The 21314-nt window shown below is 71.9% G+C and carries 20 protein-coding genes and 2 pseudogenes; 10 read left to right on the top strand and 12 right to left on the bottom strand.

Features of this window, described 5'->3' with window-relative positions; all coding sequences use genetic code 11:
• Positions 1–323 (bottom strand): annotated as a pseudogene (locus JWR81_RS21340) (AraC family transcriptional regulator); the annotation flags it as partial.
• A gap of 449 nt (positions 324–772) precedes the next feature.
• Here JWR81_RS21340 and JWR81_RS21335 point away from each other — a divergent pair.
• Entirely contained in the window at positions 773–1078 is a 306-nt protein-coding gene (locus JWR81_RS21335; protein ID WP_297655790.1) for an STAS domain-containing protein, read from the top strand.
• A 101-nt stretch (positions 1079–1179) separates the two neighbouring features.
• On the opposite strand, the gene JWR81_RS21330 is transcribed toward JWR81_RS21335, so the two are convergent.
• Together JWR81_RS21330 and JWR81_RS21325 are read right to left on the bottom strand one after the other, a co-directional pair.
• A complete protein-coding gene (locus JWR81_RS21330; RefSeq protein WP_297655787.1) occupies positions 1180–4011 on the bottom strand; it encodes a hypothetical protein in 2832 nt (943 codons plus the stop codon).
• 757 nt (positions 4012–4768) lie between these two features.
• Positions 4769–5845 (bottom strand): LuxR C-terminal-related transcriptional regulator, encoded by a 1077-nt coding sequence (locus tag JWR81_RS21325; RefSeq protein ID WP_297655784.1) that lies wholly within the window; start codon positions 5843–5845, stop codon positions 4769–4771.
• 86 nt (positions 5846–5931) lie between these two features.
• Here JWR81_RS21325 and JWR81_RS21320 point away from each other — a divergent pair, with 86 nt between their 5' ends.
• Entirely contained in the window at positions 5932–6360 is a 429-nt protein-coding gene (locus tag JWR81_RS21320) for an ester cyclase (protein WP_297655780.1), read from the top strand.
• A 514-nt stretch (positions 6361–6874) separates the two neighbouring features.
• Here JWR81_RS21320 and JWR81_RS21315 read toward each other — a convergent pair.
• A complete protein-coding gene (locus tag JWR81_RS21315) occupies positions 6875–7789 on the bottom strand; it encodes an aldo/keto reductase (RefSeq protein WP_297655777.1) in 915 nt (304 codons plus the stop codon).
• Between the two features lie 88 nt (positions 7790–7877).
• Here JWR81_RS21315 and JWR81_RS21310 point away from each other — a divergent pair, with 88 nt between their 5' ends.
• Entirely contained in the window at positions 7878–8447 is a 570-nt protein-coding gene (locus JWR81_RS21310; RefSeq protein WP_297655775.1) for a TetR/AcrR family transcriptional regulator, read from the top strand.
• A 67-nt stretch (positions 8448–8514) separates the two neighbouring features.
• Here JWR81_RS21310 and JWR81_RS21305 read toward each other — a convergent pair whose 3' ends face one another.
• The gene (locus JWR81_RS21305; protein ID WP_297655772.1) at positions 8515–8667 is read right to left on the bottom strand and encodes a hypothetical protein; all 153 of its coding nucleotides are present in this window, start codon (positions 8665–8667) and stop codon (positions 8515–8517) included.
• Positions 8668–8762: 95 nt separating this feature from the next.
• Here JWR81_RS21305 and JWR81_RS21300 point away from each other — a divergent pair, with 95 nt between their 5' ends.
• Positions 8763–9278 carry a VOC family protein gene (locus JWR81_RS21300; RefSeq protein ID WP_297655769.1) on the top strand — a complete coding sequence of 172 codons (516 nt, stop codon included), beginning with the start codon at positions 8763–8765 and terminating at the stop codon, positions 9276–9278.
• 15 nt (positions 9279–9293) lie between these two features.
• Here the strand turns inward: JWR81_RS21300 and JWR81_RS21295 are convergent, their stop codons facing one another.
• Together JWR81_RS21295 and JWR81_RS21290 are read right to left on the bottom strand one after the other, a co-directional pair.
• Positions 9294–9776 (bottom strand): TIGR00725 family protein, encoded by a 483-nt coding sequence (locus tag JWR81_RS21295; protein WP_297655766.1) that lies wholly within the window; start codon positions 9774–9776, stop codon positions 9294–9296.
• Between the two features lie 37 nt (positions 9777–9813).
• Positions 9814–10842 carry a TIGR03617 family F420-dependent LLM class oxidoreductase gene (locus JWR81_RS21290; RefSeq protein WP_297655723.1) on the bottom strand — a complete coding sequence of 343 codons (1029 nt, stop codon included), beginning with the start codon at positions 10840–10842 and terminating at the stop codon, positions 9814–9816.
• A gap of 116 nt (positions 10843–10958) precedes the next feature.
• On the opposite strand from JWR81_RS21290, the gene JWR81_RS21285 reads away from it, so the two are divergent.
• A complete protein-coding gene (locus tag JWR81_RS21285) occupies positions 10959–12656 on the top strand; it encodes a class I adenylate-forming enzyme family protein (RefSeq protein WP_297655719.1) in 1698 nt (565 codons plus the stop codon).
• Positions 12657–12778: 122 nt separating this feature from the next.
• Here the strand turns inward: JWR81_RS21285 and JWR81_RS21280 are convergent, their stop codons facing one another.
• The 3 genes from JWR81_RS21280 to JWR81_RS21270 are packed head-to-tail and all read right to left on the bottom strand — an operon-like array spanning position 12779 to position 15622.
• The gene (locus JWR81_RS21280; RefSeq protein ID WP_297655716.1) at positions 12779–13945 is read right to left on the bottom strand and encodes an acyl-CoA dehydrogenase family protein; all 1167 of its coding nucleotides are present in this window, start codon (positions 13943–13945) and stop codon (positions 12779–12781) included.
• A gap of 8 nt (positions 13946–13953) precedes the next feature.
• Positions 13954–14772, bottom strand: coding sequence for an enoyl-CoA hydratase-related protein (locus JWR81_RS21275; protein ID WP_297655706.1), 819 nt, complete (start codon positions 14770–14772; stop codon positions 13954–13956).
• A 58-nt stretch (positions 14773–14830) separates the two neighbouring features.
• Positions 14831–15622, bottom strand: a complete 792-nt coding sequence (locus JWR81_RS21270) for an SDR family NAD(P)-dependent oxidoreductase (protein ID WP_297655703.1) — start codon at positions 15620–15622, stop codon at positions 14831–14833.
• Between the two features lie 103 nt (positions 15623–15725).
• Between JWR81_RS21270 and JWR81_RS21265 the strand changes: the two genes are divergently transcribed.
• From JWR81_RS21265 to JWR81_RS21245, 5 genes are read left to right on the top strand one after another with little or no spacing between them, the layout of a single operon-like run.
• Positions 15726–16982, top strand: coding sequence for an aromatic ring-hydroxylating dioxygenase subunit alpha (locus tag JWR81_RS21265; protein ID WP_297655700.1), 1257 nt, complete (start codon positions 15726–15728; stop codon positions 16980–16982).
• Positions 16979–17488: an aromatic-ring-hydroxylating dioxygenase subunit beta gene (locus tag JWR81_RS21260; RefSeq protein ID WP_297655697.1), complete on the top strand. Its 510-nt coding sequence runs from the start codon at positions 16979–16981 to the stop codon at positions 17486–17488. The genes JWR81_RS21265 and JWR81_RS21260 overlap by 4 nt, the downstream gene beginning before the upstream one ends.
• Complete coding sequence (locus JWR81_RS21255) at positions 17488–17733, top strand: hypothetical protein (RefSeq protein ID WP_297655694.1); 246 nt, start codon at positions 17488–17490, stop codon at positions 17731–17733. Before JWR81_RS21260 ends, JWR81_RS21255 begins: the two co-directional genes overlap by 1 nt.
• Positions 17730–18497 carry an enoyl-CoA hydratase/isomerase family protein gene (locus tag JWR81_RS21250; protein ID WP_297655691.1) on the top strand — a complete coding sequence of 256 codons (768 nt, stop codon included), beginning with the start codon at positions 17730–17732 and terminating at the stop codon, positions 18495–18497. The genes JWR81_RS21255 and JWR81_RS21250 overlap by 4 nt, the downstream gene beginning before the upstream one ends.
• Positions 18494–19297, top strand: a complete 804-nt coding sequence (locus tag JWR81_RS21245; RefSeq protein WP_297655688.1) for an enoyl-CoA hydratase-related protein — start codon at positions 18494–18496, stop codon at positions 19295–19297. The genes JWR81_RS21250 and JWR81_RS21245 overlap by 4 nt, the downstream gene beginning before the upstream one ends.
• 124 nt (positions 19298–19421) lie before the next feature.
• On the opposite strand, the gene JWR81_RS21240 is transcribed toward JWR81_RS21245, so the two are convergent.
• Together JWR81_RS21240 and JWR81_RS21235 are read right to left on the bottom strand one after the other, a co-directional pair.
• Positions 19422–20939: a CBS domain-containing protein gene (locus JWR81_RS21240; RefSeq protein ID WP_297655685.1), complete on the bottom strand. Its 1518-nt coding sequence runs from the start codon at positions 20937–20939 to the stop codon at positions 19422–19424.
• Positions 20940–21126: 187 nt separating this feature from the next.
• A pseudogene (locus JWR81_RS21235) lies at positions 21127–21314 on the bottom strand (response regulator transcription factor); the annotation flags it as partial.

Below are 21314 nucleotides of genomic sequence, written 5' to 3'. Positions count from 1 at the left end.
AAGATCGCCGCACGGTCCGATGAGGTGGCCGCCACCTTGTCGCGGTGGCCGCATCGCGACTCCGTGACGCCGGTCAGTGCGATGTTCACGTGGTAGTTGCTGGCGTCGGTCGTGCGCATGTGGACATGCGGGCCGTACCGCAGATATCCGGCTGTGACCGTGCCCATCTGGACGGCGTTCAGCTGCATGTCGAGCGGTGCAGAGAGGTCGAGCACCTGCAGCTCGTGGGGGAGGAACACCGCGGATACGGCGTCGAGCGCCTCGCCGAGGTCCGAGGTACGGGCGATCGGCCGGCCGGGTAGCCGTTCGTTCGGTTGGGTCAACGGACCGAACCTCCTTGCATCTCGTGCTGCGCCGGACGTCGCATACCGCCCGGCGCCGATGCTCGCATACGGGGACCGGGGAGCGGCCGCCCTCCGGTCCCACCGGTTCGGCGGCTGTCCGGGACCGGACGAGGCTCCGTCGGCGGGGGCCTCGGGGAAGACCTGGTGCTGCACCGGAGGGGGGCGGCGCCGGGCATGCCGCGCTGCCGGACGGGGCAGCGCGTCGGACCCGTGAAACCGTGGACCGGTGGGGGAGCTGATCCCGTCCACACACGGCGCGGGTCGTTCCGCGCGCGGCAGGTGTGCGCTCCGCCGGCCGCGTGAACCGGTCAAGACGGCGCGCCACGTGGATCGACCCGCCCGCGGGAGCGCGCTTGTGTGGAGAGGTGCATGGTGCTCCTGGCCCGAAGCCCATCCGCTCGATCAATCTGCGACCCGGGATCCCGTTGTTGGCGTTGGCCCCCGGCCCGCTCGACGACGACGACGCCGCCGATCTCGGCACCGCCGTCGACAGGGCGGTGGACGCGCTTCCCTGGGGGATCGTGATCGACCTGTCCGGTACCGACGGCGTGTCCGCTGCCGGCATGGCGATGCTGGCCCGGGCGGCGGTGCGGGCCGGGCAGGGCGACGTCGGGCTGTGTGTGGTGGGCTCGGACCGCGTGCAGTCGGCGATCGCGGGAGCAGGGCTGAGCGAGCTGTTCGACCTGCACGCGAGCCGGTCCGAGGCGCTCTCGGCCCTGGGAGTGAGGCAGTGAGACCGTCAGGTGCCCGGTGAGGCGCGCGCGCCGTTGCGCCTCCCTGGACGGCGACGGCCGCCGTCCCCGGGTGGGGACGACGGCCGCGCGGCTCGAAGAGATCAGTTGATGACGTGCCCCGTGACGGGCGAGGGGACGCACGCTGTCGGTCCGTCGTTGAGGAAGCTCAGCGTGCCGGTGGTGGCTGCGAAGGCCTTGCTCGAGTTGAAGAACTGCACCGTGTAGGTGCCCGCGGGCTGCGTGTTCGGCGCGGTGGAGATGCTGAACCTGCCGGCCGTGGTGTTCTGGATCGCGATCGAGCCGCCCTTGGTGCCGGTGGCGACCGGGTCGGCCAGTCCGGTGAACGGGTTGCCCTGGTAGAGCACCAGTTGCGCGGCCTGCGACACCGGGATGGTCCAGGTGGAGCTGATCTGGCCGGTCGCGCGCGTGGTGAACTGCACCCAGTACGTCTGCCCGCCGGCCAGGGACGGGATGTTCACGGTCAGGTTGCAGGTCTGGCTCCCGGCTACGGGCGTCGTGACGGGCAACGCCACGGGCGTGGCGCCGGCAGGGTAGGGGGTGAACGGTGTGGACCACGCGTGGCCGCGGCCACCGCGGGCGCCGGCGAAGGCGTCCTCGGTGAGGTAGACCGTTCCGCCGCCGAGTTCGTCGGAGCGTGGGTCGACCATGATGCCCTGGGCGAACCGGAAGGCGGCCTTCGCGCCCGGCGGGTTGGCCGGGTCGGCGGGTCTGGTGCACGTCGTGGTGCACCAGACGGTGGCCTCGCCGGATCCGGCGGTGGGCAGCTGGCCCTGGGTGGCGAAGATCCGTGAGGTGTTGGTCGCCACGTCGTACTGGTAGACCGTGGCGTTGGCCGCTCCGGGCGAGATGGCCGCGTAGACCAGCCCGCTGGTGCTGTGCTGGGGGTTCGTGTCGACGCCGATCGCGGAGCCGAAGACGAACCCGAACTGGCTGATGTTCAGCGGCACCGTGGCGCAGACCTGGTTGCCGGCGGGGCAGGTGCTGATGTTCTTGACGACGGTGAACCCCTGGTTCTCCGGGAGGTACAGGTCGTCGCCGATCATGCCCATCGAGCCGTTGATGCCCTTGCCGAGCGTGCCGGCCTTCTGCTCGGTCGTCATGGCGACGACGTCGACGGTCTGCACGCGAGGGTCGGCCTCGGGGTTGTTGATCCGTCGGATGAAGCCGTCGAGCAGGCCTCCCATGTAGAGGACGTTGCCGCCACCCTGGCCGGCGCAGGTCTGGCCGAAGGCGACGGGCTTGTTGCACCCCATCGCGAGCCCGTTGGCCTTGTCGCCGTTCAGACCGGCGCCCGGGGCCATGACCACCGCGCTGCCGGGCACGAGGTTCCCGGCGCCGTTGTCGGCCGAGGGGTCGTACTCGAACCGGATGACACCGGGGCTGAGGTGGTCGTTCTGTGCGACGTAGAGGAAGTGGTGGTTGGGCGTGCCGGCGACGACGACGTCGTCGTGGACGGTCTGCCCTCCCGATCCCAGCACGGTGCCGTCGTCACAGGCGGCGGAGTTGAACGCGTGCAGGTTGAGCACGCCCAGCTTGGGGTCGGTCACCTGGTCCATGCGGCACAGGCCCTGGGAGTGGTCGGCCGCCCAGATGTGACCGCCGTCGTCGGACGGGACGAACGTCGCCCCTCCCTTGGGCGCGGTCAGGCCGTAGGCGTACAGGCTGGGTGTGGACACGCTCGGCGGGGGCGGAGGGGTGCAGGGCGTCGCCGCCGAGCCCAGGCAGTCAGCCGGGGCGACGCCGTTGACGCCGGGGATCGTGAAGATGTGTCCCTTGTTCAGCGGCGGGTTGACCAGGACGGCGAACGTCGGGTCGTCGCCGATGAACAGGTCACCGTTGTGCGGGTCGACCGCCAGACCCATCACGAACGTGTAGTTCGACTGCAGCGCGGGAGCCCCGTCGAGCAGGTCGGGAACCGGCGGCGTGATCGCGTTGGACACCACGTCCTGCAGCCCGGTGTCCGGGTGGTAGCGCAGCACGGTGGCGCCGGAGTTGCGCGGCGAGTCGGCCACGTACAGGAATTGGCTGTTGCCGTTGGCGTCGTTCTGCACGGCCATTCCCTGCGGGAAGTTCGTCGTGATGCCGCCGACGACGCTTGCCGCGCAGCCACCGGCCTGGTTGACCGGCGGGTTGACCACCGTCGGGTCTGCCGCCCCCTCGGAGGGTGCACAGTGGGCGATGTCGGTCAGCAGCGACACCCCGTTGCCGCCGAGCTCGTCGATGTACAGGTCGTCGGTCGCCGGTGCGGTGGCGGTGGCGGGCTTGTGGAAGTCGCCGATGCCGAACCGGACGCCCTTGCGCTTGTCGGTGGTCTTGGAGATCGTCTCGATGGACTGGGCCGCGACCGGCTGGTCGACGAAGTTGATGCGCTCGATCTTCTGCGAGCGCTCGAAGCCGAGGTACAGAGCCCGGCACGGAGTGGCGATCGTGGCGTCGCACGGGCCCAGGGCGACCGAGGAGTTCTTGAAGTTCCCCGCCGCGTCGGCGAAGAACCCGACGGTGTTCAGCCCGCCCAGCGTCGTCCCGCTGCCCGCGATGATGCCACCGGCGCCGCCGTTGGCGTTCGGGTCGTACGTGACGCGAACCGGCCCGCCGCTCTTGCTGGACATGTCCGCGGCGTAGACGAAGTAGGTGCCGTCCCCGTTGACCGGCCCGACCGTCGCCTGTGTCGGCTTCTTCGCCTGCACGTCACAGGTACCGACGTTCTCGGTGAACCCACCCCCTGCCGCGGCATCGATGCGGCACAGCCCGTTGCCGCTGGAGTCCCAGTAGTGCCCTCCGTCAGTGGACTCCAGCCAGACGCCGTTGAAGGGGAAGGTCACCCCCGCGACATACGGCGCGCTCGGCGCCGCCTCCGCCGCGACGGCGAGCACTCCGGTGACGGCGGTCAGCGCGGCCGTGAGCACGCCCACACGAAAGAGGTTCCTTCTGAACGGGTTCCGGCCCCGTCCGAACACCTTGGGAGGCTTCATGATCGCATTCAGTCCCTTCCTCAGGGCGCATCGACCCGCGCAGCCTCGACCGATGTCAATCCGGGGCACAGCCGAGCGTGCGGGGTGCTAGGACCCTCAAATTGGGGCTGCTCGCAGCATATTGTCCATTTCGCCCCGCACGAGTCTCACGTGGGGCAATTGTGCAGAAGTATCATCTTCGCGAACGTCGGTCCGATTCTGCATTGTTCAGCACATTCACCGCCCTCGTCGGACCGACAGCGACGCGACGATCACGGGTCTGACCAGCGGCCCGGCCGGGATGTCGACCGCGTCGCCTGCTCCTTCTCCCGTGCGACCGGTGCGATGTCCGAATGGAGGCGGCCGGGAGCGTCATTCCTCACTATCGATCGGCAAATTCTCATCGTCGACGGATTCTGTGCAACTCGGTCATTGCTGACATCAGGAGCAGGTCCGTCACCTCATCGACGGTGACGGCCGAATCACCACGGGTCATGGATGCCTTGCCGCGATATGTCGGTGCAGCTGTGAAGAACTCGTGGGTGCAGTGGCAGTTGTCCGCCGAGAACTGTCCGCCGAGAACGCCGGCAACGCGTGCGCCGGCCGCCCGGGCCCACGCGCGCGCTCTGTCACCTGCGTGCGCGTCGCTACACGCGCCGGGAGGAACCGCGCGCAGTCCTCGGTCGCGAGGGAGGAGGAGCAGGAACGCGCGGGGCGGTCAACCGCCCGGGCCGGGTGCGCCCAGCAACCGACCGACGAGGTCGCGGCGGCTGCGCACGCCGACCTTGTCGAAGACGGCCTTGAGGTGGTCCTGGACGGTGTGGCGGGAGATGTGCAGCGTGTCGGCGATGGCGGTGGTGGGTGCGCCGCGGAGCACGAGCCGGGCCACCTCGGTCTCGCGGGGGGTGAGCCCGTGGGCGGCGAGCACGAGCAGGCCGGTCGTGTGCCTGTCGGCGTGCTCCAGGACGACGGAGATGTGCCCGGCCCCGGGTGGGCCGTGCAGTCGGGAGGCGTGGACCCGGAGCCAGTGTCCGTCTGCGGTGCGGGCGCGTGTGCTCGGGACCGGCATTGCGGCGCCGCCGCGCTCGAGCGCCAGCAGGGCGACAGCGGCGGTGTGGACGGAGACCGGCAGCGGATGCTGCGCCGTGCGATCGGGGGCGATCAGCGTGAGCAGGTGTTCGGCTTCCGGGGTCACCGCGACCACGGTGAGGTCGTCGGCGAGCAACACCACTCCCGGTTCGCGGCCGGTGCCCGTCGTGGACGGGCCCTGCAGCAGCACGGCCTGGCGCAGGGCGTGGGCGATGTGCGGGCCGAGCCGGGCGACCAGTGCGCCCTCCTCGTCCGCGAAGCCCAGCTCGTGGTCCTCGCGGTGCAGGCACAGGTAACCCCAGCACTGGGTGTCGACGACGAGGGCTGCCCGGAGCTCGTCCCCCAGACCGAGCGGGCCCATGATGTCGCGGTGCCGCAGGCTCGACGTGCGTTCCTGCCGGGTCGCCCCGTCCAGCGACGCGACATGCCGAGGGGACGTGGCGAGCGCGGCGAACTTGTTGACGTCGTCCCTCCCGAATTCGTTCTCCAGGAACAGTCCTTGCGACTCCCGCAGCGGTTCTTCGGCATACGCGCCGGTGAACAGCAGCGTCGCGGGATCGGCAGTGGCGAAGAACGCGGCGTCGATCGGCATGAGCCGCCGCAGGGCCTGCAGTACCTGCTGCTGCACGCCGGCCACGTCGAGGCCCTGGTGGCAGCACCGGATGACCTCGTGCTCGGCCGCGGCCAGGGCCGCTCGCGTCGGCATCGCATCAGTGTCCGGCGGCGGGCGGCGCGCGGAAACCCCAACTTGCTGGGATGGTCGACCGCTCCTGGGGGATCGACGATGTCGGCATGAGCACAGAGCAGATCACACGCAACAAGCACATCGTCGACGCATTCATCCAGGAACTGTTCACCAAGGGCGACCTCAGCGCCGTCGACCGCTACCTGGACCCGGGCTTCGTCAACCACGACCCGCCGTTCCCGGGCGCTCCGGACGGCCCCGAAGGGATGCGCCAGGCCGCGGCCCTGTTCCGGGAGGCGCTGCCCGACTGGCACAGCGACCGCGACCAGCTCGTCGCCGAGGGCGACACCGTGGTGGAACGTTTCACCGCCAGCGGCACCCACCGAGGGGAGCTGATGAACGTGGCGCCCACCGGGAACACGATCGTGCTGGCCGGCATCAACATCTTCCGTGTCCGCGGCGACAAGATCGTCGAGCGGTGGGGACGGCTGGACGACCTCGCGCTGTTGCGTCAGCTGGGTCTGGCCCCGAGCTGACCGGCCCGGTCGTCGATCCCGGCGTCGGGATGGGCCGGCTGATCGGTGCAGGCCCGTTCCGCGTCGCCTGCTGCGCACCGAGGCGCTGGTGGAGTGCGGGAGACGGTGCGGATGGTCGACCGGTCCGGCGGACGGTGGCCGCGCGTGCAACCGGCCGGTTGCCGTCCCCTCCTGGCCGCGGGCGAGCGGCAGCGCCCGTCCGTGCCCGGGCGGGCGCTGCTGTGGTGAGCCACGCTCCCCAGCTGCCAGCTCCACGACCCCTCCTGCGCGGCCTGACAAGCGCTCATCGGCCTGATCAAGCCCCGCGTTAGGCTGGAATCGACGTGTTCCCTCGTCCGGCCCAACGTTTGGGGACGAACCGCCCCAGATCAGGCAGCCGCAGATCTGGCGCGCGGCCGAGGAGCCCGGTGGCGTCGTGGTGGACACCGAGCATGTCGGCGGCCTGCACGCCGGCCCGGGGGACCGCAAGGCGATCGCAAGAATCCGCAGGTGGCCCTCACCCGGCGACGGTCGTTCAGCCGGGCGCGACTGCCAGCCCGTCGAGGGTGGACATGGTCTCGGCGTCGAGGTGAACGCTCCCGGCGGCGACGTTGTCGGCCAGGTGGGCCGTGCTGGACGTCCCGGGGATGAGCAGGACGTGCGGGTCGTGGGCCAGCAGCCAGGCCAGGGCGACCTGGGCGGGGGTGACGTCGAGAGCGGTCGCCGCCGCGATCACCGCAGGGTGGTCCGTGACCGAGGGCATGCGTGGGAAGGCCGAGCCGAGCGGGAAGAAGGGCACCCAGGCCAGATCGTGCTCGCGGCACAGGTCCAGCAGCGGCTCGCCCGACCGGTCGAGGAGGTTGTAGACGTTCTGGACGCACGCGATGCCGACAGGTAGCGCCCGACGGAGCTGATCGACGCCGACATTGCTGAGGCCGATGCCGCCGATCTTGCCCTCGTCGCGCAGGGCCACCATCTCGGCCAGCTGGCCGTCGAGATCGACGCGCTGGTCTCCGGTCGCCTCGATGCCGGGACCGGTGTCGAGGCGGCGGAGGTTCACCACCGTCACCTGCTCGACGCCCAGGCTGCGCAGGTTGGCCTCCACGCCGGCACGGAGCTGCTCGGGGCGCTGAGCGGGGACCAGACCCTTCCCGGGGTGGTGCTCGGCGCCGACCTTGCTCACCAGCACCAGATCGTCCGGGTAGGGGTGCAGCGCGGAGCGGATCAGCTCGTTCGCGACGCCGGCGCCGTAGAACTCGGCGGTGTCGATGTGGTCGACGCCCAGCTCGACCGCCCGCCGCAGCACGCCCAGTGCCGCGTCCCGAGCGGGTGCAGCCCGGCCGCCCCGCTCCGCCAGTTGCATGGCCCCGAAGCCCACGCGTGCCACCGGGTGGCCCGCCAGGCGTGCGGTGTCGAGGGTCGGATCCGGTCGTCCGGTGGTTCCGGCCACGGTGAGCCTCCCGTAGATGGCACAGTTGCGATCAGACGGAGGAACCTCCGCATCGACGACGCTACCAGATACGGAGGTCCCTCCGCTTATGACCGACGGATCCCCGGGACGAGCGGACGCCCAGCGCAACCGGCAGCGACTGGTCGAGGCCGCGCTCGCGGCCTTCTCGTCCGACGGGGAGAAGGTGGCGCTGGAGACGATCGCCCGGAATGCCGGCGTCGGCATCGGCACCCTCTACCGGCATTTCCCCTCCCGGGAGGCCCTGGTCGAGGCGGTGTACCGCAGCGAGCTGGCTCGCCTCTGCAGCGGGGCGGGCGAGCTGCTCGACGCGCTGCCGCCCGACGATGCCCTCCGAACATGGATGGGGCGGTACGCCGACTTCGTGAGGACGAAGAGGGGGATGGCCGAGGCGCTCCGCGCCGCCATCGCGTCCGAGGCCATCACCTCGTCCCAGACCAGGGAACGGCTGACCTCGGCCATCCAGATCCTGCTCGACGCCGGTGACGCCGCCGGCAGCCTGCGCGGCGATGTGCGCGCCGAGGACGTGGTGGCGAGCCTCGCCGGTGTACTCCTCGCGGCCGGCGGCCCGGACCAGCACGACCAGGCCGGCCGGATGCTCGACCTGGTCATGGACGGGCTGCGCCCCCGTCGCTGCTGATCAGTCCGGCGGCCGGCTGCGTGCCGATCCACGCGTCGTGCGGGGCGGCGGCAGAGGGCCGGGGGCCTCACCGCTCTCCGCGGTCGAGCCGCCGTCGCAGGGCGTCGAGGACCGGCAGCCACGTGTCCTCGACCTCGGCGACGGCACCCACGCGGCAGTCCGTCCCTTCGGTGAGCGCCCGCCACACCCTGCTCGGGCCGGCCACCGCATCCACCCGCATCCACCGGCGTCATGGGTGGTGGGCCGACCGACGTCTGCGACATGCTGGCCGGGAACGGAGCGGGCGGGTCTGCGGTGCGGCACAGGAGGGTGGACATGGACAAGGCGTCGCTCATCGACGATGACCAGCGCAGGGCGCTCACGGAGACGCGGGACCGCATCCGCGACGAGTTCCTGTTCTCGCGGGACAAGCGCCCGGCCTCGACGGGCCGGGGGATCCACCACGCGGCGCTGATCTGCCGGGACGTGCGCACCACCGTCGAGTGGTACCAGCACGTGGCGGGCTTCCCGGTGACCGTGCTGTTCGAGAACCGCGACCTCGCGGGTTCCACCCACTTCTTCTTCGACGTCGGCAACGGCAACTGCCTCGCGTTCTTCGACCTGCCGGGTGTGGACCCGGGGCCCTACGCGGAGGTGCTGGGCGGCCTGCACCACATCGCAATCTCGGTCTCCGAGCAGCACTGGAACGAGATCCGCGCCCGCCTCGACGAGCGGGGCACCGACTACATGGTCCACTCCGAGGTGTCGATCTACACCCGGGACCCGGACGGTGCACGCATCGAGTTCATCCACGACCCGCTCGGGGAGATGTACGGCGAGCCGACGGTCTGACCGGACCGGGTCCGGTCAGCGAGCGGCGCTCGCGGCGGTGAGGGCGGCGTCGACGGCGTCCTCGGGGCTCTCGGCACGGTGCACGGTCCGCTCCTGCTCGGAGCCGAGGGTGTCGACGGCCCAGCAGGCCAGGCCCACGCACGGCGTGCCGGTGCGGAGGGCGAGCGCCATCTCGCTGAGGGTCCCCCAGCTCCCGCCGACGCAGATCACCGCCTCGCTGGCGTTCACGACGAGCCCGTTGCGCAGCTCGCCCAGGCCCGTCGGGAGCGCGACGGTGAGGTAGGGGTTCGCGCCGTCGGTGTCGAGGCCGGGCAGCAACCCGACCGTGGTGCCCCCGGCCCGTTGCGCGCCGCGACAGGCGGCGGCCATCACGCCGCCGAGGCCACCGCACACCAGCGTCGCACCGCGCCGCGCGAGCAGCTCGCCCACGCGCTCGGCGAGCTGCTCGTCGCCGGAGCCGGCGTCCGGGGTGCCCGGTCCGATCACACCGATTCTCATGAGTCGAGTGTGGCCGTTCGCCCGCCGGCCCCGGTGCTCAGCGGTCGAGCGCCCGCGCGATCTCGCCCCAGCGATCGGCGACCTTCGGGTCGGCGTCGATCGTCTCCTCCGCGAGGTAGGTGACGAGCCGTGCGGCCACGCCCTCGTAGCGGTCGACCAGCACGCCGGGGATGTCGTCCCAGCGGCCGACCACGGCGAAGTGCTCCACGACGTCGTCGGTGATCGCGTCGCGCATGCCGTCGAGGTCACCGGCCTTGAGCAGGTCGTTGAGCCGCGAGGACAGGCCGGTGAAGCCCAGGTCGTCGAACTGGAAGGCGTAGTTCTTCGTTGAGCCGTAGAAGGCGATCTGCTCCTTGGCCCGGCGCAGCAGCGGCGCGCGCTCCTCCTCGGTGTCGCCGGCGACGACGAACACCGGCACGATCAGGTCGACGTCGTCGACGCTGCGGCCTGCCCCGGCGCAGCCCTCGGCCACGGCGGGCCGGAGCCGCTCGTTGAGGTAGTGCACCGAGTGCAGCGGGTGCACGTGGATGCCGTCGGCCACCTCGCCCGCCATGCGGCACATCCAGTCGCCCACGGCTGAAATGTCGATCTTGATGTCACCGAACTCGTGCTGCGGCGGGCGCCAGGCCTCGGGCAGCAGCGTGAGGTTGTAGAACTCGCCCTGGTGGTTGAGCTTCCCGCGGCCGGCGAACGCGTCGAAGCAGGCGCGGACGGCGAGGACGTAGTCACGCAGGCGCGGCCCGGGGTGCTCGAACTCCGAGGAGTATCGGCGCTCCACGTGGGCCCGGACCTGGGTGCCGAGGCCGAGGCGGAACCGGCCACGGGTGTTGGCCGCGAGCTCCCAGGCGATGCCGGCGCTGACCATCGGGCTGCGCGGGAACGCCACCGCGATGCCCGTGGACAGCTCCAGGTCGGGTGCGGCGGACGCGGCGACCGCCAGCGACATCCATGGCGTCTGGCTCGTCTCGGTGAAGACGATGCCCGACATGCCCGCGTCGCTGACCGCACGGGCGATGCCGGCGGTCTGCTCCCAGGTCGACGGGCCCTTCATGATGTCGAACTTCACGTGACGTCGCTCCTCTGCTCTCGTCCGCCGGACAGTCTAATCCCGATACGAAAAGTCTTGCTGTGGCGCGCTCCACGCTACTAATCTGGATTCAAATCCCCGCCGAGGAGGCGCCGATGACGGACACCATCCCCCAGCGGCGCGCGGCACTCGAGGCGAGGTTCCCCCAGTGGGTGCCGATCACGCTCGACGGCCTCCTGGACCGTTGCGCGGCCGAGTTCCCCGACCGCCCGCTCGTGATAACCGACGACCGCACGGTGAGCTACGCCGAGACCGCGGCGTGGTCGCAGTGCCTGGCCGACGGGCTGGCCGCGCTCGGCGTCCGGAAGGGTGACCGCGTCGGGCTGCTGATGGCGAACTACCTCGAGTTCGTGCCGCTGAAGTTCGCCGTGGCGCGCGCCGGGGCCGTGGCCATCCCGTTCAACTACCTCTACCGCACCGACGAGCTCGCGTACATCCTCGCGCAGTCGCGCTGCAACGTGCTGGTGACGATGACGGGGTTCGCCGGGCTCGACTACCCGGCGATGCTCGACGCCATCGCCCCCGGGTGGGGGAGCGGCCGGGCCGAGGCCCTGCCCGACCTGCGCGCCGTCGTCCAGCTCCCGACCGGGGGCGTGCCCCGTGCGGGTGTGCTGACCGTCGAGGAGCTGGGGGAGCTCGGCGACCGGCACCCCGGCGCGTCCGACGGCTCGCGGGCCGAGCCTGGCGACCTCGGCGACATCCTCTACACCTCCGGCACCACGGGCTCGCCCAAGGGCGTGATGGTCACCCACGACGCCGTGCAGCGCACGGGCTACGCCTCGGCGCTGACCAGGGCCTTCGAGGACGGCAGGCGCATCCTGTTCTCGCTGCCCTGCTACCACATGTTCGGCTACGTCGAGGGGCTGATGGCCGTCATGTTCGTGGGCGGCGCGATCGTGCCGCGCACCGCGTTCGCCCCGGCCGACTACTTCGCCGGCATCGAGCGACACCGGGCCACGGAGATCCTCTGCGTGCCGACGATGACGGTGGCCCTGCTCGAGCATCCCGACCGCCATGGCCGTGACCTGTCGTCGGTGTTCGCGATCCTGTCCGGGGCGGCGCCCGCGCCCGTGTGGCTCTGGGAGAAGGTGCGGTCCGAGCTGGGCATCACCGAGATCACCACCGGCTACGGCATGACCGAGTGCGGCGGTGCGATGACGATGTCGCTGCCCGAGGACTCCCTGGAGAGGCACTCGGCCACCGTCGGCCGCGTCAAGATGGCAGGCGCGGCCGGCATGCCCGAACGCGGCGGCGACCTCTGCCACTACCGCACCGTCGACCCCCTGGACGGCACCGAGATGCCCGCCGGGAGCGAGGGCGAGCTCGTCTCGGAGGGGCCGACGCACATGCTCGGCTTCTGGGACAAGCCGGTGGAGACCGCCGCCGGGCTGCGCGACGGCTGGGTGTTCTCCGGCGACCTCGGCCGTGTCCGCGACGACGGCTACCTCCAGATCACCGGCCGCAGCAAGGAGCTCTACAAGAGCGGCGGCGAGCTGGTGATGCCCAAGGAGGTGGAGGAGTTGCTCACTCAGTTCCCCGGCGTCAGCCAGGCCTACGCCGTCGGTGTGCCGGACGACCGCTGGGGAGAGGTCGGGTGCGCGTTCGTCGTGCCCGAGCCGGGCGCCGTGCTCGACGTCGACCAGCTGATCGCCCTGTGCCGGGAGAAGCTCGCGCGGTTCAAGGTGCCCAAGCACGTGCTGGTCATCGCGGCCGACGACCTGCCGACGACGCCGACGGGCAAGGTGCAGAAGTTCCGGCTGGCCCGGCGCGCGGCGGAGCAGCTGGCCGGCTGAGCGAGCGCCCCGACCTGCGCGCGATTCGCGCGCGATTTCGCGTCCTCGCACCCTCCATGGACGGTGCGAGGACGCAAAACGGCGCGCGGATCCGGGTGGGGCGCAGCCGCCCCGGCGAAGGGTCAGTACGAGCGCGGCAGGCCGAGGCTGTTCTGGGCCACGAAGTTGAGCACCATCTCGCGGCTCACCGGCGCCGTCTTGAGCATGCGGGCCACGAACCAGAGGTCGGCGAGGCCGTAGTCGAGTGCGAGACCGTTGCCGCCGTGGGTCTGCATGGCCTGGTCGAGGGCCTTGAGGCAGGCGTCGGCGGCGGCGAACTTCGCGATGTTGGACGCCTCGGCGGCGTCGGCGCCCGCGTCGAACAGCTCGGCGGCGCGGAACGCCATGAGTCGTGCGAGCTGGACGCCGATGTAGGACTCGGCCAGCGGGTGGGCCACGCCCTGGTGGGCGCCGATGGGGGTCTTCCAGACCTGCCGTTCGGCGGCGTAGCGGGCGGCCTTGTCCAGGGCGTAGCGGGCGATGCCGTTGCTGATGCAGGCCGCGGTGATGCGCTCGGGGTTGAGGCCGGAGAACACCTGGCGCAGCCCGTTGCCGGCCTCGCCGACCAGCGCGTCGGGGCCGACGCGGACGTCGTCGAAGTGCACGGTGAACTGGTGCTCGGGCTGCTGCAGGGCCGCCTCGATGTGGGTGTAGCTCAGGCCCGGCGCATCGGTGGGGACGACGAAGAGCGACAGCGGGTGGCGGCCGTTCGGCAGCGCCTCGGCCAGGCGCGCCACGACGAGCACGGCGTCGGCCTCGTCGATGCCGGACGTCCAGTACTTGGCGCCGGAGATCACGTATCCGTCGCCGTCCGGACGGGCCGTGGTGGTGATCGCGTGGCTGTTGGAGCCGGCGTCGGGCTCGGTGATGGCGAAGGCCATCTTGAACGAGCCGTCGGCGATGCCGGGGAGCCAGCGCTGTTTGAGCTCGTGGCTGCCGTGGGTGTCGATGATCGTGCCGCAGATCGCGGGGGAGATGACCATCATCAGCAGCGGGCAGCCCTGCGTGGACACCTCTTCGACCACGACCGACAGGTCGGACAACGTGCCGCCGCCCCCGCCGTACTCCTCGGACAGGTGCACGCCGAGGAACCCGGCGGCGCCGAGGTCCTTCCAGAGCTCGGTGGGCTCCTCGTGGCGCTTGGCCTTGTCCATGAAGTAGGTGTGGCCGTACTTCGCCACCAGCTTCGCAACGGCCCCGCGCAGCGCGGCGCGCTCCTCGGTGTCGGCGACGATGATCGAGTTGCTCATGCGTGCTCCTAGCGGCCGTCGAAGCGAGGGGTGCGGCGGGCGGCGAAGGCGGCGACGCCCTCGGCGGCGTCGGCGGTGGCCGAGATGGCGACGATGCGGGCCTGCTCGTCGGCGAGCTGGTCGCGCAGCGGCGTCTCGTAGCTCTGGCGCAGCAGCGCGCGCATGCCGCCGAAGGCGCGGGTCGGGCCAGCGGCGAGCGTCTCCGCGACGGCCCGCGCCTCTGCGTCGACGACGGCAGCGGGCGCCAGGCGGTTGACCAGCCCCCAGTCCAGCGCCTCGGCGGCGGTCAGGCGGCGGTTGAGCAGGAACATCTCCTGCGCCCGGCGCATCCCGACCAGGCGGGGCAGGAACCAGGTGTTGCCGCCGTCCGCGGTGAGTCCGAGCCTGCCGTAGCCGACGGTGAACACGGCGTCGTCGGCCGCGACCACGTAGTCGGCGGCGCAGACCATCCCGAGCCCGCCGCCGGCCGCCGCGCCCCGGACGCCGCAGACGATCGGGGCGTCGAGCTCGGTGAGGCGCTCGATGGCGAGGTGGTAGTCGTCGATCAGGCGGCGCAGCAGGCCGGGGAGCTCGTCGGGCGGGGTGTGGGAGAACAGCGGGATGTCACCGCCCGCGGTGAACATCGGGCCGTTGCCCCCGAGCAGCACCACGCGCACCGACGGATCCTCGGCGAGCCGGGTGGCCACCTCGGACAGGTCGCGGGCCATCGGGACGTCGATGGCGTTGGCGTCGTCGGGGCGGTCGAGCCGGACGGTGGCGATGCCGTCGGTGACGTCCAGTGTCAAGGTGGTGAACCCGGCCGGCGGAGCGGTGACGGTGGCGTCCATGGCGCCCGCCCTTCTTTTCTAATAGAGAATAGACAGCCGTCGAGCGGAAGCGCAACGGTCAGGGCATCGACGACCCGCCGCCCACGGCCACCACCTGGCCCGTGACCTGCCGGGCCGCGGTCTCCGACGACACCCACAGCACCGCGTTCGCGATGTCGTCGGGTGTCGTCGGGCGGCGCAGGGCCTGCGTCCGCACCACCGAATCGATCTGCTCCGGGGTGAAGAGGTCCTCGCGCGCCCAGACGCTGCTCGCGCCGACCGCGGCGTCGTCGGGCGGCAGCACCAGGCCGGGGGCGATCACGTTCGAGCGGATGCCGTGCCGGCCGTGCTCGCGCGCGACCGTCCGGGCGAGGGCGATCAGCCCGGCCTTGGTGGAGCCGTAGATGCCCTGGCGGACGGCGCCGAACGCGGAGTCGCTGGAGAGGAACACGATCGCGCCGCGCCCGGCCTCCCGCATCGGGCCCAGCGCGGCCTGGGTGCAGTCGATCGCGGCGAACAGGTTGACCTCGATCGTCTTCTGCCACAGCGCCCGGTCGGTCTGCTGGGCGAACCAGCCGGGCTCGCTCCAGCCGGCGTTGTTGACCAGGACGTCCACGCCGCCCCACGCCTCGAGGGCTGCGGCCACGACGGCGGCACCCGCGCCGTCGGTGGTGAGGTCGAGCGTGAGCGCGCGGGCGTCGGCCGCGCCGAGGTCGACCAGTTCGGCGCGGACCTGCTCGGCCTGTGCGGCGTCGACGTCGACGACGAGAACCCGGGCGCCCTCGCGGGCGAAGCCGTGCGCGATGCCCCGGCCGATGTTGGCGCCACCCCCGGTGACGACGGCCCGTGCTCCCGCATGTCCGAGGTCCATGGCACGACTCTAATCGACGTTCGAATCCTGCCGTGTGTCATGTCGCGGGCCGGGGTCGGTGATAGTCTTTAATCGAGGTTAAGAACCATCCGGAAGGGGCACCGTGACGCCGACCGACCTGCGGGGCGGGCGCTACGACGCGCTGATCGAACCCGAACGCGTGCACGGCTCGCTGTACACCTCGCCCGAGGTCTTCGCCGACGAGCTGGCGAGGATCTGGTACTCCACCTGGGTCTACGTCGGCCATGTCAGCGAGATCGCGAACCCGAACGACTACGTGCGCAAGGCCATCGGCCCGCAGGACGTGATCATGTCCCGCAGCGCCGACGGCGAGGTGCACCTGCTGCTCAACCGGTGCGCCCACCGCGGCAACCTCGTGTGCGAGGCGGACGCGGGCAACTCCAGCTCGTTCCGCTGCCCCTACCACGGCTGGACCTACCGCAACTCCGGCGACCTGCTCGGCTACCCGTTCCACCAGGGCTACGGCGGCCGCGGGAAGCTGGAGCTCGGCCTCGGAAGGGTGCCGCGGGTGGCGGTGCACCAGGGGTTCGTGTTCGGCAGCCTCGCCGCCGACGGGCCGTCGTTGGCCGATCACCTGGGCGACGCGGCGGGGGAGATCGACCGGTTGGTGCGCCTGTCGCCAGAGGGCGAGATCGAGGTGACCGCCGGCTGGCTCAAGCACCGGGCGCGGGCCAACTGGAAGCTGCTGGCGGAGAACGAGACCGACGGCTACCACCCGCAGTTCGTGCACGCGTCGATCTTCAGCGTGGCCGACAGCGGGATCGGGGCGCTCTACAGCGAGAAGTCCTCGGCGGTGACGCGGGCGTTCGGGCACGGGCACAGCGAGAACGACCTGCGGCCGGAGTTCCGCCGCCTGGGCGCGCCGCTGGGCTGGTTCGGCACCACCGAGGAGCGGATGCCGGAGTACGTGGCGGCGATGCGGGGCCGCTACGGGGAAGCGGCGCAGGAGATCCTCGTCGAGGGCGCCCCGCACGTGATGATCTTCCCGAACCTGTTCATCGCCGAGATCCAGATGTTCACGATCCAGCCGCTGGCCCACGACCTGACGGTGCAGCACGTCACCGCGGTGCAGCTCAAGGGCGCGCCGGAGATGAACAGGCGGATGCTCCAGCAGTGCGTCGGCTCGGTGGGGCCCGCTGGGCTGCTGCTCGCCGACGACACCGAGATGTACGAGCGCAACCAGGTGGGGGTCGCGGAGCTGCGGCCCGAGTGGCTCGACGTCCGGCGCGGGGCGCAGCGGGAGTACGTCGACGAGCGCGGCCACACCGTCGGCGGGGCCACCGACGAGACGGCGATGCGGGGCTTCTGGGCGCACTACAAGGAGCTGATGACGAGGTGACGACGAACGGCTCAGCGACCACCACCGAGATCGACATCAGGACCGTCGAGCAGTTTCTGTACCGCGAGGCGCGGCTCGCCGACGAGCACCGCTACGACGACTGGGAGGCACTGTGGACCGACGACGCCCTGTACTGGGTGCCCGCCGGCTCCGACGACGCCGACCCGATGACGCGCATGTCGGTGGTGCACGACAACCGCAACCGGATCTCCACGCGCATCAGGCAGCTCAACACCGGGCGGCGCCACTCCCAGACCCCGGCGTCGCGGCTGCGGAGGGTGGTGTCCAACGTGGAGGTGCTCGGCACCGGGGGCACCGCCGGGGGCGATGTCAGGGTGGAGGCGAACTTCGTGCTGGTCGAGTCCCGGGAGCGGGGCAAGGAGATCTGGGCGGGCCGCTACACCTACCGGCTGCGCACGGTCGACGGTGAGCTGCGCATGTCCTACAAGAAGGTGGCGCTGGTGGACAACGCGCGCGTGCTGCCGACCCTGTCCTTCCTGATCTGATGGCGGCCGATGATCTGATCGGGCCCGGTGATCACATGGGGATCGTGGGCAACGAGTTCGCCGAGGTGGCCGTGAGCGTGGACGTCGAGGCCAACAGCCCGCGGCTGCGGTTGGAGGACCGGAGGTCGGGCCGGGTCCGGTTCCTCGACGCGCTGGAGCTGGAGACGCTCGTGTGGCTGCCCGAGGGGCACCTGCAGAAGCTGCTCGACCCGTCGGCCGACCGCTGGCGGGAGGACCGGGCATGACCGAGCCGGCCGTTCTCACGCGCGTGGAGGGCGGCGTCGCCCACGTCCTGCTCAACCGGCCGCACGCGCGCAACGCCGTCACGGTCGAGCTGGCCACCCAGCTGCGCAACGCCCTGTCCGACGCCGCCGTCCACGCCGACGTCATCGTGATCCGCGGGGCAGGCGGGCACTTCTGCGCCGGCGGCGACTTCCACGAGGTGTCGCGGCTGCGAACGCAGGGGCGGGAGGCGCTGCGCCCGCTGTTCGAGACGTTCATCGGCGCCTGCGAGCTGATCGCCGAGCTGCCGATCCCCGTGGTCGCGGCCGTGGAGGGATACGCGACGGCGGGCGGCTTCGAGCTGATCCAGTCGGTCGACGTCGCGATCGTGCGCGACGACGCCGTGCTCGCCGACAACCACGCCAACTTCGGCATGATCCCCGGCGGCGGCGGGTCGCAGCGGCTGCCACGCATCGTCGGCACGCCCCGCGCGCTGGGCCACATCCTCACCGGCGACCGGCTGTCGGGGGCCGAGGCCGCCGCGTGGGGGCTGGTCTACCGCTCGGTGCCGCCGCCCGCGTTCGAGGGCGCCGTCGCCGCGCTGCTGGCGAACCTCGCCGGGAAGGACCGGGCCGCGCTCACCCGCATCAAGCAGCTGGTCCGCGGCGGCCTGCACGGCTCCCTTCGCGACGGGCTGGCGATGGAGACCGCGGCCACCCTCGACCACCTGGCCGGGGAGCAGGCCGGCACCGGCATCGACCGTTTCACCGGAAGGCGAGAGCGATGAAGCTGATCGACGGCAGACAGGTACTCCTCGATCTCGACGACGACGGCGTCGGGCACCTGCGGCTCAACCGGCCCGAGGCCTCCAACGGCATGGACGTGCCGTTCCTGCGAGACCTCTACGACGTGATCATGCGCGCCCACGGCGAGCCGGGCCTGCGCTGCCTGCTGCTCACCGGCGAGGGCCGGCACTTCTGCGCGGGCGGCGACGTCACGACGTTCGCGAGCAAGGGCGACGCCCTTCCCGACTACTTGCGCGAGGCCACATCCTGGCTGCAGATATCGGTGCAGGGGCTGCTGGGCCTGCAGGCGCCGGTGGTCGCGGCCGTGCACGGGTTCGCGGCGGGCGGCGGCGGGTTCGGGCTGGTGTGCGCGTCGGACATCGTGATCGCCGCCGAGTCGGCGAAGTTCATGTCCGGCGCCACGCGCGTCGGGATGGCGCCCGACGCGGGGTCGTCGGTGACGCTGCCGCAGATCGTCGGGGTGCGGAAGGCGATGGAGATCTTCCTGACCAACCCGACGCTGAGCGCGGCCGACGCCCTGGACATCGGGCTGATCACGCGCGTCGTCGCGGACGACGTGCTGCACGAGGAGGCGCTGGCCCTGGCCCGAACGCTGGCCGCGGGGGCGCCCAAGGCCCTCGCCGCCACCAAGCGGCTGGTCTGGTCGGGCCTGGGCAGCCGCGTCGAGGCGCAGCTCCCCGAGGAGGCGCGGACGGTGGCCGAGCTGTCGGGCACCGCCGACTCCCGTGAGGGCCTGGCGGCGGTGATCGAGCGGCGCAGCCCGCACTTCACCGGGAAGTGACCCGACCGGGGTCGAGCCCGACCCGAGCTGCCCGCGAACGCGTCCGGCCCGTGCAGGTCGATGCTCGTCCCCGATGGGGGGCGGAGAAGGACCGAAGGCCCCGGGCTGCGGTCCCTCGCCGCGTTCAGCCCGGCAGGAGCACCGCTCGCAGGTCCCTGCGGGGTGTCGGTGGCAGCTCCTCGGCGTGCTCGGCGGGCAGGCCGATGCGAAGCAGGAGCTGGGGCAGCTCGGGGATGCGCAGCACGTCGCGCCGGATGCGTTCCCGGGTGGCGTCGACCTCCATGCCCTGGCTCAGCGGGGTGGTCGCGAGCCCGAGGCGGGTCGCGGTGAGCAGCACGGCGCTGGTGGCCTCGCCCGCCAGCACCTGGTCCCGGACCTCGTCGGCGGCCGTCGCGAGGACGAGCAGCACGGCCGCGTCGTCGGGGGCGCGCGGCCCGTCCACCATGTGGGGCTGGCGCAGCTCACCGTGCGGGAACCGGCGCAGCGGGCTGGAGCCCACCATCCCGACGGGCGACGGCGCGACGCTCGTCGCAGGCACGCCGTCGCGGGCGGCGGAGTAGCGCGAGGTCCACGTGCGCAGCTCCGCGGCGTAGCCCGGGACGAACGCCTGACGCCGGGCCGCGTCGTCGAGCGCGGCCGCGAGGCGGCCCCGCGCGGCGTCTCCCTCGACGGGCACGAGGAGGGCGCCGTACCGGTGCGCGGCGTCGACCAGCGCGCGGACCTGCCCGGCGGGGACCGGCCAGTGGCTCATCCGCCGCCGGTCGGTGCAGCGCAGGGCGATCGCGCGGTGCAGTGCGGCGGCGTCCGCGTCGGGAGGGCCGGGCCGGAGGGTGAGGGTGGCGAGGTGGTCGCTGTTGTTCGGATCGGGCAGGAGGTCGACCTCGGCCGCGAGCCCGGCGGCCGCGACGGCGACCCGGAGGTGGTGCAGTGCCGCACCGCAGCTCAGCAGCAGGTCACGACGGCCGGGATCGGTGGCGTCGAGCTGCCGGTTGCGGTCGGCGTGCAGCTCTACGGTCCCGGTGCCGATCCGCCAGCGCCAGGGCTGGGTGTTGTGCACCGACGGGGCGCGCAGCGCCTGCGTGACCGCCTGGTCGAGGTCGATGGGCACCGGGACGCTCCTTCTCGTTCTCGGAACGGTCACGGCGCCGGGCCGCGCGGGACCTTCGCCCGTCGGCGCGCCCAGCGGCTGGCGCGGTAAGCGGTGGACGTCCGCGGCCAGGGAGCGGATCAGGTCGGTGGCGGTGAGGATGCCGACCAGCCTGTCGCCCTGCACCACGAGCGCCGCGTCCGTGCCGCCGGTGTGCATCACGCTCGCCGCCGCCCCCCGGCGGTCGCCCGGGTGCAGCTCGGGAGCGGGCCGGCACAGGTCGCCGACGGTGAGCAGGACGCGGCCCGGCACTGTGGACGCCAGCGCGAGGTCGGTCTCGTGGACGAGCCCCGTGCAAAGGGCCCCCTCCATGACCGGGAGGTGGCGGACACCGACGTGCACCATCAGCCGCAGCGCGACTTCCACCGTGGCGTCGGGGACGATCCCGATGAGGTCGTGCGTCATCAGCGCGGTGGCCGGCGGGTCGTCGTCCGCGGCCTCGGGCGGTGCGTCCAATCGTTGGGGGCCGGTGGCCCAGGACGGATCGGCGGGCATGGTGGCTCCTGTTCGTGTCGGTACCGGTCGACGCTCCGCCGTGCCGGGGCCCCCGCGCCAGCGGCGTCCGTCCCGTCGGGGCCGGGTCCACCGGCCCCGTTTGCGGGGGGCCCTCCGATGCTGGTCCCGGTGCCGGGCTGACGAGGGCGCACGGGGGCCGGTGCGTTCCCGTGCCGTCGTGGTGCAGCTCCGTGGCGTACACCGCGGCCTCGGTGCGGCGGGCGAAGCCGAGCTTGTGCAGCAGTGACGACACGTAGTTCTTGACGGTCTTCTCGGCCAGGTACATCTCGACGCCGATCTGCCGGTTGGTGAGGCCGTCGGCGATGTAGCCGAGGATGCGGCGCTCCTGCGGGCTCAGCGACTCGTAGCGCGGGT

It is taken from the genome of Pseudonocardia sp. (genome assembly GCF_025965585.1).
Taxonomy (GTDB): Bacteria; Actinomycetota; Actinomycetes; order Mycobacteriales; family Pseudonocardiaceae; genus Pseudonocardia.
Note: the sequence above shows the minus strand (reverse complement) of the source record. Positions and strands in the feature narration are given on the sequence as shown.

Bases quoted from the DNA above. Each gene is read 5' to 3' on its own strand.
- JWR81_RS21270 (WP_297655703.1), bottom strand. From the start codon at position 15,622: ATGGACCTCGGACATGCGGGAGCACGGGCCGTCGTCACCGGGGGTGGC.
- JWR81_RS21250 (WP_297655691.1), top strand. From the start codon at position 17,730: ATGACCGAGCCGGCCGTTCTCACGCGCGTGGAGGGCGGCGTCGCCCAC.
- JWR81_RS21240 (WP_297655685.1), bottom strand. From the start codon at position 20,939: ATGCCCGCCGATCCGTCCTGGGCCACCGGCCCCCAACGATTGGACGCA.
- JWR81_RS21325 (WP_297655784.1), bottom strand. From the start codon at position 5,845: ATGCCGACGCGAGCGGCCCTGGCCGCGGCCGAGCACGAGGTCATCCGG.
- JWR81_RS21295 (WP_297655766.1), bottom strand. From the start codon at position 9,776: ATGAGAATCGGTGTGATCGGACCGGGCACCCCGGACGCCGGCTCCGGC.
- JWR81_RS21275 (WP_297655706.1), bottom strand. From the start codon at position 14,772: ATGGACGCCACCGTCACCGCTCCGCCGGCCGGGTTCACCACCTTGACA.
- JWR81_RS21285 (WP_297655719.1), top strand. From the start codon at position 10,959: ATGACGGACACCATCCCCCAGCGGCGCGCGGCACTCGAGGCGAGGTTC.
- JWR81_RS21300 (WP_297655769.1), top strand. From the start codon at position 8,763: ATGGACAAGGCGTCGCTCATCGACGATGACCAGCGCAGGGCGCTCACG.
- JWR81_RS21245 (WP_297655688.1), top strand. From the start codon at position 18,494: ATGAAGCTGATCGACGGCAGACAGGTACTCCTCGATCTCGACGACGAC.
- JWR81_RS21255 (WP_297655694.1), top strand. From the start codon at position 17,488: ATGGCGGCCGATGATCTGATCGGGCCCGGTGATCACATGGGGATCGTG.
- JWR81_RS21305 (WP_297655772.1), bottom strand. From the start codon at position 8,667: ATGCGGGTGGATGCGGTGGCCGGCCCGAGCAGGGTGTGGCGGGCGCTC.
- JWR81_RS21310 (WP_297655775.1), top strand. From the start codon at position 7,878: ATGACCGACGGATCCCCGGGACGAGCGGACGCCCAGCGCAACCGGCAG.
- JWR81_RS21320 (WP_297655780.1), top strand. From the start codon at position 5,932: ATGAGCACAGAGCAGATCACACGCAACAAGCACATCGTCGACGCATTC.
- JWR81_RS21280 (WP_297655716.1), bottom strand. From the start codon at position 13,945: ATGAGCAACTCGATCATCGTCGCCGACACCGAGGAGCGCGCCGCGCTG.